Here is a 12,476-nt window from a genome sequence, read left to right on the forward strand (position 1 = left end):
ACAAGAGGTTCGGCACGGGACCAGCCGAGAAGCCTTGTTCGAATACCGGGGAGAGCCATGCCGACCGAAGCCAAGCCAGTTGCCGCCCTCAGCATCGAGGAAGCCGGGATCGAACTAGACTTTCTTGCCAAGGAGCTTGGCCGGCACGATGCCCTTTATCATGGCAAGGATGCGCCGGAGATTTCGGACGCTGATTACGACACGCTCAAGCGCCGCAACGAGGAGATCGAGGCGGCCTTCCCGGATCTGGTGCGCGGGGACAGTCCGTCCAAGCGCGTCGGCTCGGCGCCGGCCTCGGGTTTCAAGCTGGTCACTCATGCGCGGCCGATGCTGTCCCTCGACAACACCTTTTCAGACGAGGACGTCCGCGATTTTGTTGCCTCGGTCTATCGCTTCCTCGGCATGATCCCGGACAATTCCATCGCCTTCACCGCCGAGCCTAAGATCGATGGTCTCTCGATGTCGCTACGCTATGAGCGCGGCAAGCTGGTCACGGCTGCGACCCGCGGCGATGGCACGGTGGGCGAGAATGTCACCGCCAACATCCTGACAATCAAGGAAATCCCATCGCAGCTTCCGGCTGGCGTGCCCGATGTCGTCGAGGTGCGCGGCGAGGTCTATATGGGCAAGACGGATTTTGCCGCACTCAATGCCAAGATGGCGGAAGAGGGCAAGCAGACCTATGTCAATCCGCGCAACACTGCGGCCGGGTCGCTCCGCCAGCTCGACCCGAAGATGACTGCGGCCCGCAAGTTGCGGTTCTTCGCCTATGCCTGGGGCGAGATTTCCGACATGCCAGCGGATACGCAGATGGGCATGGTCGAGAAGTTCCGCGACTGGGGTTTCCCGGTCAATCCGCTGATGAAACGGCTGAACTCGGTCGAGGAAATCATCACGCATTACAACGCGATTGGCCTCGAGCGTGCCTCGCTGGACTATGACATCGATGGCGTCGTCTACAAGGTCGACCGGCTCGATCTGCAGAGCCGCCTCGGCTTCCGCTCGCGCAGCCCGCGCTGGGCCACCGCGCACAAGTTCCCGGCCGAGCAGGCGCTGACCAAACTGACCGCGATCGACATCCAGGTCGGCCGCACCGGCGCCCTGACGCCCGTCGCGCGGCTGGTGCCGATCACCGTCGGCGGCGTCGTCGTCACCAATGCGACATTGCACAATGAGGACTACATCAAGGGCATCGGCAATACAGGCGAGCCGATCCGCGAGGGACGTGACATCCGCATCGGCGATACCGTGATCGTGCAGCGGGCAGGGGACGTGATCCCGCAGATTGTCGATGTCGTGCTCGACCAACGCCCCGACGATGCCGTGGCTTATGAATTCCCCAAGACCTGCCCGGTCTGCGGCAGCCATGCGGTGCGCGAGGTCAATGAGAAGACCGGCAAGATCGACGCTGTACGCCGCTGCACCGGCGGCTTCGTCTGCCAGGCTCAGGCGGTCGAGCATCTCAAGCATTTCGTCAGCCGCGACGCCTATGATATTGAAGGCCTTGGCTCCAAGCAGATCGACTTCTTCTTCGCTAGCGAAGATCCGGCGCTGCAGATTCGCACTGCGCCTGAAATCTTCACGCTCGAGGAGCGGCAGCGCAATTCGCTGGCCAAGCTCGAAAATATCGACGGCTTCGGCAAGGTCAGTGTCGGCAAGCTCTACGCGGCGATTAACGACCGGCGCGAGATCGCGCTCAATCGCTTCATCTATGCGCTCGGCATCCGCCATATCGGCGAGACCAATGCCAAGCTGCTCGCCCGCGCCTATGGCACCTACGAGGCCTTCGAGGCGGCGATGAAGGAGGCGGCAGCGCTGTCCGGAGATGGCTGGAACGAGCTGAACAACATCGAAGGCATCGGAGAGGTCGTCGCCCGGGCGCTCGTCGAGTTCTTCAAGGAGCCGCGCAACATTGGCGTCATTTCAAGCCTGCTCAAGGAAGTACGACCACAGGAAATGGCGGCTCCGACCACGTCCGGCAGCCCCGTCGCCGGCAAGACCGTGGTTTTCACCGGCTCCCTGGAAAAATTCACCCGCGATGAAGCCAAGGCGCGCGCTGAAAGTCTCGGCGCCAAGGTGGCCGGGTCGGTGTCCAAGAAGACTGACTATGTTGTCGCCGGCGCCGATGCAGGTTCAAAGCTTGCCAAAGCGCAAGAGCTCGGCGTGACTGTAATGGATGAGGATGGGTGGCTCGCGCTGATCGGGGGATGACACTTTCGAGGTCGCCTCTCGTCCGCTAAGGTGCGGCCCGATTCATCAATGCCGGAGTGCCCCATGTTCCAGTCCTTCGAATCCACCGCTGAGCCGCAATTCGGTGCCGAGCGGGTCGCGCGGTTGCGCGAGAAGATGGTGGCGCACGGGATCGACGGCTTTCTCGTGCCGCGCGCCGACGAATATCAGGGCGAATATGTGCCGGCGTCCGCGGAGCGTCTGGCGTGGCTCACAGGCTTTACCGGCTCGGCTGGCGTCGTGCTGGTCATGGCGGATCAGGCGATCGTTTTTGTCGACGGGCGATATACGACCCAGCTCAAGGAACAGGTCGACGGCAATGTCTTCATCGGCGGCGACCTCGTCGGCGAGCCGCCGCACAAATGGCTTGCCGCCCATGCCAGCCTTCGCTTCCGGCTCGGTGTCGATCCCTGGCTGCACACCAAGTCCGAAGTCACCAAGCTCCAGCAGGCTCTTGCGGCCAAGAATGGCAGCGTGACGTTTCTGCTTTCCAATCCGCTCGACCAAATCTGGGACAATCGCCCGGCCGAGCCCATGGGCAAGGTCGCGATCCAATATGTCGAACAGGCGGGCGAACTCGCGACCGACAAGCTGCGGCGGATGGCGGAAGCCCTTCCGGCGACAGGTGCCACCTGCGTTGTGCTCACCGATCCGTCTTCGGTCGCCTGGGCCTTCAACATCCGCGGCTCCGATGTGCCGCACACTCCGCATCCGCTGGCGCGCGCTATCGTTCATGCCGACGGCCGGGCCGAGCTCTTTCTGGATGAGAAGAAGACCGGCATCGAGCAGCGCGCCTATCTCGGCCAGATCTGCGAGCAGGTGCCGCCGCCGGCCTTCATCGACCGGCTGAAGGCTGCGGCTGCCGATGGCGGCACCGTGATGCTCGATCCCGAGCTTGCGCCCTATGTGCTGACGGGTGTCGTCGAGGAAGCGGGCGGCAAGGTGATCGAAGGCGACGATCCAGTCCGCATCCCGCGCGCTACCAAGAACAAGGCTGAGCTCGAAGGCACCACCAAGGCGCATCTGCAGGACGGCGCTGCGATGGTCGAATATCTCCATTGGCTCGATCAACAGGATCCGGTGACGCTGACCGAAATCGATGCGGTGAAAGCGCTGGAAGCAGCCCGCATTCGCGTCGGCGAACGCATGCAGAATCCGCTCAAGGACGTTTCCTTCGACACGATTTCGGGCTCAGGTGAGAATGCCGCCGTCATCCATTATCGCGTGACGACGGAAACGAACCGCGCCTTCAGACCCAATGAGATGTTCCTCGTCGATTCCGGCGGACAATATGTCAACGGCACGACCGACATCACCCGCACTGTCGCCATCGGTGACGTGCCGGACGAGCAGAAGCGATTTTTCACGCTGGTACTCAAGGGCATGATTGGCATTTCCACGGCGCGTTTCCCGAAGGGCACCCGCGGCGTCGACCTCGATCCGCTCGCCCGCATTGCGCTCTGGAAGGCCGGTGCCGATTATGGCCACGGCACGGGCCATGGCGTCGGCTCTTATCTCTCGGTGCACGAGGGGCCACAGCGCATCTCACGCGCGGCGATGCAGGAGCTGCTACCGGGCATGATCCTCTCCAACGAGCCCGGCTACTACCGCCCCGGCGCCTTCGGCATCCGCATCGAGAACCTCGTCTATGTCGAGGAAGCCGAGATGATCGAAGGTGGCGACCGGCCGATGCTCGGCTTCGAGACCCTGACCTTCTGCCCGATCGACCGGCGTCTCGTTGTCACGGCGCTGCTGACGGATGAGGAACTGCGCTGGCTCAATGACTATCATGCGGAGACGCGCGAGAAGCTGCTGCCACTGATCGTCGACAGCGAGGTCGCGACCTGGCTTAAACGCGCGACTGCGCCGCTCAGCTGATCACATCGCCAGGTGCCTGAACGCCACGACGAAGGCCCAGGCGCAGCCAAGCATCACCAGCGAATTGGCTCGGAGGCCTATCAGCAGCGCGAGGATCAGCGTCAGCGTGACGTCGATGCCGCCATAGAGAAAGGACGGCGCGACCAGGGCCGTGAGGACGGCGGCCGGCACGGCGTTGAGTGCGGACTCCATTCGCGGTGGGATGGTCTCCATCGACTTGATCAGCGCGTAGCCGGCGGTACGGGTGCCGTAGGTCGCGAGGGCCGCAGCGAGAATTGTCAGCGTGAAGGTCAGGTCCATCAAGCCGGCTCCGGCTCGGGCAGTCGTTCCGGCGCCGGGCCGAGGGGCAACGCGGCGGCAACAATGATGCCGGCAAGCGCGCCGATCGAGACATGCCAGGGCGAGCCGACGAAATGCCAGGCGGCGGTCGACGCTATGGCGCTGGCGATCACGGTCGGCAGCCACTTGTCCTTGGCGCGGAAGCCGAGCACAAGACCGAGGAAATAGACCGTCAGCAATACGTCGAGGCCCAGTGCACGGGGATCGCCGACCATCTTGCCGAAGAGGGCGCCAAGCAATGCGGTGACCTGCCAGACGCCATAGAAAAAGAGTCCGAAGGAGAAATACCAGGTGAGGGTAACCTTCTTGCCGCTCTCGCTGCGCTTCACGCTCTCGGCGAATTGCGGATCGACCAGCAGGAAGAAGGCGAGGAACTTCTGCCCTGATGTGAAATGGTCGATATGCTTGGTGATCGCCGCCGAATAGAGGATGTGGCGGAAGTTCACCGCGAAAATCGACAGCACGACCAACCACGGCGCGATGTTGTGGTTGAACAGCTCGATGCCGACCAGCTGGCTGGCGCCGGCATAAATGGTCATGTTCATCAGCAGGATTTCGCCGATCGACAGGCCCATATTGGCCGACACCGCGCCAAGCAATATCCCGAAGGGCAGGGAGGCCAAAAGGGTGGGCAGCGCCGCGCGGATGCCGGCGCGCATTTCGTCTCGGTTCATGAGTGGATCCTGATTTGCGGCCAAACTAGCCGAAATCGGGATCAGCACAACCGAGTTTTCTTGAACGCATGATCAACTCTGCTGATGGATAGGGGAGCTGCGCTGCCACGGGGGGAGCGGTTAAGCCTCCTCCGAGGGAGCGCTGTGCTGCCCCTGGGGATCAGAGCTTCTGGCGCTTCATCTGGTAGGTATGTTCGAGGTCAGGGAAGCTGCGGGCCTTCACTTCGGCCGCGTATTCCGCCGCCGCCTTGGAAATCTGCGGCGCGAGATTGGCGAAATGCTTGACGAAGCGTGGCTTGAAATCGGTGAAGAGACCGAGCATGTCGTCGGTGACCAGCACCTGGCCGTCGCAGGCTGCTGACGCGCCGATGCCGATGGTGACGGCCTTGATGCCCAACGATATCTCGCGGGCGAGGGGTTCGATCGTGCCTTCGATCACGATGGCGAAGGCGCCGGCATCGTCGATCGCCTTGGCGTCACGGCGGATCTTGGCGGCCTCTTCATCGGAGCGGCCGAGCGAGCGATAGCCGCCGGTGGCGTTGACCTGCTGCGGCATCAGGCCGACGTGACCCATGACGGGAATGCCGCGCTGGGCGAGGAACTGCACGGTCTCGGCCATCTCCTCGCCACCTTCGAGCTTGATCGCGCCGGCGCCGGACTCCTTCATGATACGTGCGGCGGAACGGAAGGCCTGTTCCTTCGATTCCTGGTAGGAGCCGAACGGCATATCGACGACGACGCAGGTTTCCTTCGTCGCGCGCATCACCGCCTGGCCATGGGCGATCATCATTTCCATCGTCACATAGACGCTCGACTCGAAGCCGTAGATCACCACGCCCATGCTGTCGCCGACGAGAAGCAGGTCGCAGTGCGGGTCGAGAAGCTTGGCCACGGGTGCCGTATAGGCGGTCAGGCAGACCACCGGTCGTTCGCCCTTGAGCGCCTGGATGGAAGCGGCGGTGCGGCGCTTGATGTTGGTCTGGGCACTCATGGCAGTCTCCATTCCCGAACGGCTGGCGGCTAGTTCGTGTGTGGCATGTGGAAGGTGAGGACGCGATTATCAAGGAGCCGCGTCGTTCCGAAGCGGACGAAGAGCAGGAGCAATGGTGCCCTGTCGATTGTGGCCATTCTCACCAGCGTGCGTGGGTCGCGGATGGCGATGACATCAGGGCTGGCAAGCGGCTCGGCTGCGATGAACGCCGTGATCTGTCGTTCCAGCGCTTCGGGGTCACGGAGCCCGCCATCGAGGAGGCGTTGCGCTTCATCAAGAGCGCGGGGCACGATGGCCGCCGCAGCCCGTTCCTCGGGGCTGAGATAGACGTTGCGGGAAGACAGCGCCAAGCCGTCGTGATCGCGCACCGTCGGCACGCCGATCACCTCGACTGGCTCGTTCAGATCCTCCACCATCTGGCGGATGATCTGGAGCTGCTGATAGTCCTTTTCGCCGAAATAGGCGCGGTCCGCACCGACGATGTTGAAGAGCTTGGTGACCACGGTCGCGACACCCGCGAAATGGCCAGGGCGGATCTCGCCTTCGAGCTGGCGACCCAGCGTCGGCACGTCGACGACGGTCTCGATTTTTCGGGGATACATGTCCGCGACGCCGGGGGCGAAGAGAAAGTCGACTTTACCCTCGCGCAGCATTGCACTGTCGCGTTCCAGGTTGCGCGGATATTTCGCGAGATCTTCGTTGGCACCGAATTGTAGGGGATTGACGAAGAGGGAGGTGACGACGACGTCGTTTTCGGCGCGCGCGCGGGCGACCAGCTGCATGTGCCCGTCGTGGAGGTAGCCCATCGTCGGCACCAGCCCGACGGACTTGCCGGCGCGGCGGAGCGGGACAAGCGCTTCGCGCAGGCCCGAAACCGTTGAAATGACGTGCATTTCCTCCTCCTCAGGCCTCTCCGGACCCTTGATATGAAGGACTCTTACATTGTGCATCGCAAAATCACAATATGGCGCTGGGCGGTGTATTGACCCGCTGCGATCCGTGAACCCGCCAAACCTCGGGAATTTTACCGGCCGGTAAATTTATGCAAATGCTGCATAGCACCCATGCCGAGACCGTACTGGTTAAGTCAGATCGATTGGCTTATCTATTCACTCAACGGCGGCCGGAGACGGTTGCCAAGCATGAGAATGAAAGTTTCATGTTCGTGTAGTTCTTGTCCGGCACTCCTCCTCCCAGTCGGCGGGAACTGAACATGATATCGTCCACGAAGAGCACTCCTCCTCCCAGCTCTTCGCGGACCGGTCAGCTTAGCTGATCAAAGGCGGCGCCATCCTCCTCCCGGCGCCGCCTTTTTTATTTCCCGATTTTCGAAATGCCTTATCGAACAAGTTCGATCGTCACCCAGCCGTTCATCCAGGTCGTGCGGCGGTGCTTGAGGCCGGCGCCGTTATAGGCCGATATCACCTTCCAGCGCTGCTCGGCGAGGATGCCCGAGAGGATGACCGTGCCGTCATCTGCCAGATGCCGCACCAGCGAGGGCGCGAGCTTCATCAGGGGGCGGGCGAGGATGTTGGCGATGATCAGATCGAAGGGACCGTTGTCGCGGAAGATGCCGTGGTGGAAACCCGGTGCCGTCGCGAAGGCGATGCTCCCAGCGACACCGTTGATTCTTGCATTGTCGCGGGCGACGCGCGTGGCGACCGGATCGATGTCGGTTGCGACAACGGGAATGCGCGACATGAGGTGGGTCGCGATGGCGAGAACGCCCGACCCTGTCCCAAGGTCAAGTGCATTCCTGACTCTGCGTGACTTCAGCACGTCGCCGATCATGTTGAGACAGCCGGCTGTCGTACCGTGATGGCCGGTGCCGAATGCCTGGCCGGCATCGATGAGGATGCCGATATCGCCCGGCTTCACCTTGTCGCTGTCATGGCTGCCATGGACGAGGAAGCGGCCGGCACGCACGGGCTTCAGCCCTTCCAGCGATTTTGCGATCCAGTCGATGTCGGGCAGGGTCTCGCGCTCGAGCTTCAACTTCGGAAAGCTCTCCTTGATCAGCGTGGAGAAGCGCTCGGCGATTTCGGCTTCCTGTTGCTCGGTGCCATAGATCGAGGCTTCCCAGATGCCCTTGGCTTCGTCGATCTCCTGGGTCGCGATCGCATAGTCCTCTTCGCCGAAGAAGTTCGACAGCGCTTCGAGCACCTGTTCAGCAACGGGTTCGGTGGTGGAAACGAAAAGACGGATCTCGCTCACGAAGCTCTCGCAATCAGGTTTTTCAGCTTCTGTACTGCGACATCAGGATTCTCGCCATAGTCGATAGTGCCGACGAAACGGCCATTGCCGTCGAGCAGGAACACGGAAGCGGAATGGTTCATCGTGTAGTCCGGGCCATCGGGGTTCTTCGCATCGGCCGGGACCTTCTCGAAGAACACCTTGAAGCCGCGCGCCATGGCCTCGACCTTGGCGGGATCGCCGGAAATGCCGATGATGCGGTCGGAGGCGTTGGAGAGGTAAGTGTTGAGCAGTTCCGTCGTGTCACGACGCGGGTCGATGGTGACAAAGTAGGCCTGGAGCTTCGACTTGTCTGGATCGACCGTCTTCATCCAGCCCGTCAGCTCATAGACCGTGGTGGGGCAGATTTCGGGGCAATGCGTGAAGCCGAAAAAGAGGGCCGTCGGCTTGCCGCTCTGGAACGCTTTTTCCGTAATCGGCTGGCCGCCTTGCGCCACGAGCGAGAAAGACACGCCCCAGGGCTTCTCCGCGACGATGCTGTTCTGATTGTTGACGGCGAACCAGAGCCAGGCAAACAGGGCGATCATGACGAGCGCCAAGGCGGATATGACGATGCGGAACGTCTTCATCTCTCGGGGGATCCTACTTTGAATGCCGCCTCATACAACCAGCCCGCCGCAAGGGCAAATCCCGGCGGCATCAAATCGGCGTGTGGCGAGGCAGCTGCGACAATCCGCCAGCCGCGTTAGAAGCACCAGGCGAGGCCTTCCTGCGCATAGGTGAAGAGAATCGTGGTGCCATGCATCGACCAGCCGGCCAGTGCCGCGACCAGCACGACACCAATAGCGACCGCAATGCCGATGCGGGCGAGTGGCCAGGAAGGGGAGGCGTCGAAGGGCGTTCTCATATTGTAGATATACTGTGCCCACGCCAAGTTTGAAAGAGCGCGGCGAGATCCGCCGTTCGTCCGGATATGGAACCTCATCTACAAGACTTGGGAAACAGGATTAGCGAATCCTTAAGCCCTGTTTGGCACAGTCCCCGATAAGCACAGCTGCGGGTCATGGGGACGACTCCTCTGTCAGCACAGGCACATCGCGTGCGATGAACCCAAACGCTCCCCGACACGAGGAAACATGTCGGCAGATACCAAGAAAAAGCGATCACTCTCGGTGTCCCAGCGCCTTCTGACCATTGGCGGCGCGGCCCTCCTTGGTTTTGGCGCAATGATCGGCGTCGGATGGTACGAGAATGCCCGCATTTCCGTCGCCTTGGAGCGGCAAGCGGATATCGGCAAACATGTTGCGCTGGTAAACGAGCTACGCATCGCCAACCTCGACATGGTCCTCGCCGCCATGGATACGATCGTCGACAAGGACGAAGGCAAGGTCGTCCCTGAGCGCGTCGAGATCATGAAAAGGTCGCTCGCGTCGCTCCGCGAAAATCAGGCCACGATCGAGATGCTGGCCGGCTTGGTTGCCAAGAAGGAACTCGTGCAATCTTACGGCGCAGACCTCGCGGAAGTCGAAAAGGCGATGCTAACGGACCTTCCGGCGCTCGTTGAGAAGAAGGCGGGGCAGGATGAATTCGTCAAGATCGACGACACGATCGACGGCGCAGGCGCGCGCATAGCCAATGTCTTCACCGTTCTGGCCAGCGATGGGGACAGGATTTCCGCCGAGAGCGTCGCGACTGCTCATGCACTCAGCGACAATTCGCTTCATGTGCAAATCGGCCTCGGCTTCCTTAGCCTTTTGGTCATGGCTATCCTGTTCCCGCTTCATGTTTCGGCTATCCGCAAGGGCGTCTTCGGCATTCGCGACAGCCTCAATCGAATTTTGAAAGAGGACTTCGACACGCCGGTCGACGGCAAGGAGCGCGGCGACGAGTTCGGCGAGATGGCCGTCGCGGCCGAAAGCCTGCGTCAGTCTTCAATCGAAAAGCGCGACATGACCGAGACGACCCGTATCGAGCGTCAGAAGAACGACGCCGATCGTGCCTCCCGCGAAGCGGCGAAGCTCGAAGAGGAAACCCAGATCCGGTTCGCTGTCGACTCGCTCGGCGCTGCCCTCAACAAACTCGCCAATGGCGACCTCACCATTACACTGGCCCAGCCTTTCCGCTCCGACCTCGAACAGGTTCGCAGCGACTTCAACCGCGCGGTCGAGAAGCTGCAGCAGGTGCTTGGCGACGTTTCCTCGAATACCTCCTCGATCGACGCCAACAGCACCCAGATGCGCAATGCCGCCGAGGATCTCGCCAAGCGCACCGAACAGCAGGCTGCTTCCCTTGAGGAAACCTCCGCCGCGCTCGAGGAGATCACCGCAACGGTGAAGAGCTCGTCCGAGCGTGCCGGCGAAGCGATGACCATGGTCGGTGGCACCAAGAAGAGTGCCGAGGAATCGAGCAAGATCGTCACCGAAGCCATGCAGGCCATGAGCCGCATCGAGACCGCTTCGAGCGAAATCGGCAAGATCATCAACGTTATCGATGAAATCGCTTTCCAGACCAATCTGCTTGCGCTCAATGCCGGCGTCGAAGCCGCCCGTGCCGGCGAGGCCGGCAAGGGCTTCGCGGTCGTCGCCCAGGAAGTTCGTGAACTCGCAGGCCGTGCTGCCGGTGCGGCCAAGGACATCAAGACCCTGATCGCGCGCTCCAGTGATGAAGTCCGCACTGGTGTACAGTTGGTCACCGCGACCGGCGATGCGCTTGGCAAGATCGCCATCGACGTCGCGCGGATCAACGACGTCGTTCAGGCAATCTCCACTGCGGCCAACGAGCAGGCGACCGGTATCGGCGAAATCAACACGGCAATCTCGCAGATGGATCATATGACGCAGCAAAACGCGGCGATGGTCGAAGAGACGAGTGCCGCGAGCCACACGCTCGCGCAGGATGCCAAGAACCTCACCGGCCTCATCGCCCAGTTCCAGCTCAGCAAGGGCGCTTCGCCAGTCCGGCTTGCGCCGCAGGTGGCCACCCCGGCCGCCCGTCCTGCCTCTTCACCGGCGCGCAATCTGGTCAACAAACTCGCAGGCGCATTTCACCACAAGCCTTCTCCGCAGGCGGCAGCGACAGCCGTTGGCTCCACCAATAGCAACTGGGAAGAATTCTAATGACGATGAACATCAAGCAGTCGGGCTCGCATCTCGAGATCGTGTCCTTCCATCTCGGCGATCAGGAGTTCTGCATCGACATCATGGCAATCCGCGAAATCCGCGGTTGGGCACCTGTCACGCCGATGCCGCACACGCCGCAATATGTCCTCGGCCTCATCAACCTGCGCGGCGCTGTTATCCCGGTCATCGACATGGCCTGCCGCCTCGGCATGAAGATGACGGAACCCTCGGAGCGCTCCGCCATCATCGTCACCGATATCGGCGGCAAGCTGGTCGGGCTTCTGGTCGAGCAAGTGTCCGACATGATGACGATCAAGAACGAAGACCTGCAGCCGGCCCCCGAAATCATCCCTGAAGCGCAGCGCGCCTTCTGCCGCGGCATCGTGGCGCTCGAGCGTTCGATGGTCTGCTTCCTCAACCTCGACACGGTCATCGCCGACGAGCTCAAGCAGGCCGCCTAAGGCCGGCCGATCCTCTTCCCAGAGCGCCCGGCTGCGACAATCTCGCGGCCGGGTTTGGCGTGTCTAATAATGATTGCGACACTGGGCGATCAGTAGCCCATCTTCGGTCGGGCGATAGACGAGGCGATGTTCCTGGTCGATCCGGCGTGACCACCAACCGGAAAGCTTGCCGCGCAACGGTTCCGGCTTGCCGATCCCCTGGAACGGCGTGCGTCCAGTCTCCTTGATGAGGAGATTGATACGCGCAAGCATCTTTGGATCGGCCGTCTGCCAGTAGAGATAGTCTTCCCAGGCGTCGCCATGAAAGATGAGCTTCATTCCAGAAGCTCACGCTCCTGGCCGTTGGTCCCGGCATCGAGCTCACCTATCGCTTTCAGCAGGCGCTCGGCGTTACGAGGACTCCTCAGCAGATGCTGGGTTTCTTCATAGGATGCGAAATCCTCGAGCGACATCAGAACGGCGGCAGGTTTGCCGCCTTCACGGGTGATGAGCAGCGGCGCCCGGTCGTCGGCGACTTCGTCGAGCCGGGCCGCAAGGTTTTTTCTCAGGTCACTGTAGGATGTTGAGCGCATAGCGACATTGTACCAAAATA

At 61.7% G+C, this 12,476-nt stretch carries 13 protein-coding genes; 4 read left to right on the plus strand and 9 right to left on the minus strand.

Going from position 1 to position 12,476, the window contains the following annotated elements:
• Positions 1–57 precede the first annotated feature (57 nt).
• Both ligA and AC2YI2_RS06730 read left to right on the plus strand, forming a co-directional pair.
• Entirely contained in the window at positions 58–2,211 is a 2,154-nt protein-coding gene (gene ligA / locus AC2YI2_RS06725; RefSeq protein WP_487385662.1) for an NAD-dependent DNA ligase LigA, read from the plus strand.
• A 63-nt stretch (positions 2,212–2,274) separates the two neighbouring features.
• Positions 2,275–4,107, plus strand: coding sequence for an aminopeptidase P family protein (locus AC2YI2_RS06730; protein WP_487385663.1), 1,833 nt, complete (start codon positions 2,275–2,277; stop codon positions 4,105–4,107).
• On the opposite strand, the gene AC2YI2_RS06735 is transcribed toward AC2YI2_RS06730, so the two are convergent.
• The 7 genes from AC2YI2_RS06735 to AC2YI2_RS06765 form a co-directional block, all read right to left on the minus strand.
• Entirely contained in the window at positions 4,108–4,407 is a 300-nt protein-coding gene (locus tag AC2YI2_RS06735; protein ID WP_487385664.1) for an AzlD family protein, read from the minus strand.
• Entirely contained in the window at positions 4,407–5,120 is a 714-nt protein-coding gene (locus tag AC2YI2_RS06740; RefSeq protein WP_487385665.1) for an AzlC family ABC transporter permease, read from the minus strand. Before AC2YI2_RS06740 ends, AC2YI2_RS06735 begins: the two co-directional genes overlap by 1 nt.
• A gap of 160 nt (positions 5,121–5,280) precedes the next feature.
• Positions 5,281–6,111, minus strand: coding sequence for a 3-methyl-2-oxobutanoate hydroxymethyltransferase (gene panB / locus AC2YI2_RS06745; protein WP_487385666.1), 831 nt, complete (start codon positions 6,109–6,111; stop codon positions 5,281–5,283).
• A gap of 29 nt (positions 6,112–6,140) precedes the next feature.
• Positions 6,141–7,004, minus strand: a complete 864-nt coding sequence (panC, locus tag AC2YI2_RS06750; protein ID WP_487385667.1) for a pantoate--beta-alanine ligase — start codon at positions 7,002–7,004, stop codon at positions 6,141–6,143.
• A gap of 445 nt (positions 7,005–7,449) precedes the next feature.
• A complete protein-coding gene (locus tag AC2YI2_RS06755; RefSeq protein ID WP_487385668.1) occupies positions 7,450–8,325 on the minus strand; it encodes a 50S ribosomal protein L11 methyltransferase in 876 nt (291 codons plus the stop codon).
• Entirely contained in the window at positions 8,322–8,933 is a 612-nt protein-coding gene (locus AC2YI2_RS06760) for an SCO family protein (protein WP_487385669.1), read from the minus strand. The genes AC2YI2_RS06755 and AC2YI2_RS06760 overlap by 4 nt, the downstream gene beginning before the upstream one ends.
• Positions 8,934–9,049: 116 nt before the next feature.
• The gene (locus tag AC2YI2_RS06765) at positions 9,050–9,211 is read right to left on the minus strand and encodes a hypothetical protein (RefSeq protein ID WP_487385670.1); all 162 of its coding nucleotides are present in this window, start codon (positions 9,209–9,211) and stop codon (positions 9,050–9,052) included.
• Positions 9,212–9,440: 229 nt separating this feature from the next.
• On the opposite strand from AC2YI2_RS06765, the gene AC2YI2_RS06770 reads away from it, so the two are divergent.
• Positions 9,441–11,420, plus strand: a complete 1,980-nt coding sequence (locus AC2YI2_RS06770; RefSeq protein ID WP_487385671.1) for a methyl-accepting chemotaxis protein — start codon at positions 9,441–9,443, stop codon at positions 11,418–11,420.
• Complete coding sequence (locus tag AC2YI2_RS06775; protein ID WP_487385672.1) at positions 11,420–11,884, plus strand: chemotaxis protein CheW; 465 nt, start codon at positions 11,420–11,422, stop codon at positions 11,882–11,884. Before AC2YI2_RS06770 ends, AC2YI2_RS06775 begins: the two co-directional genes overlap by 1 nt.
• A 63-nt stretch (positions 11,885–11,947) precedes the next feature.
• Here AC2YI2_RS06775 and AC2YI2_RS06780 read toward each other — a convergent pair whose 3' ends face one another.
• Together AC2YI2_RS06780 and AC2YI2_RS06785 are read right to left on the minus strand one after the other, a co-directional pair.
• Positions 11,948–12,202 carry a Txe/YoeB family addiction module toxin gene (locus AC2YI2_RS06780; protein WP_487385673.1) on the minus strand — a complete coding sequence of 85 codons (255 nt, stop codon included), beginning with the start codon at positions 12,200–12,202 and terminating at the stop codon, positions 11,948–11,950.
• Positions 12,199–12,456: a type II toxin-antitoxin system Phd/YefM family antitoxin gene (locus tag AC2YI2_RS06785; RefSeq protein WP_487385674.1), complete on the minus strand. Its 258-nt coding sequence runs from the start codon at positions 12,454–12,456 to the stop codon at positions 12,199–12,201. Before AC2YI2_RS06785 ends, AC2YI2_RS06780 begins: the two co-directional genes overlap by 4 nt.
• Between the last annotated feature and the right edge of the window lie 20 nt (positions 12,457–12,476).

The organism is Rhizobium sp. SRI_017 (assembly GCF_057586295.1).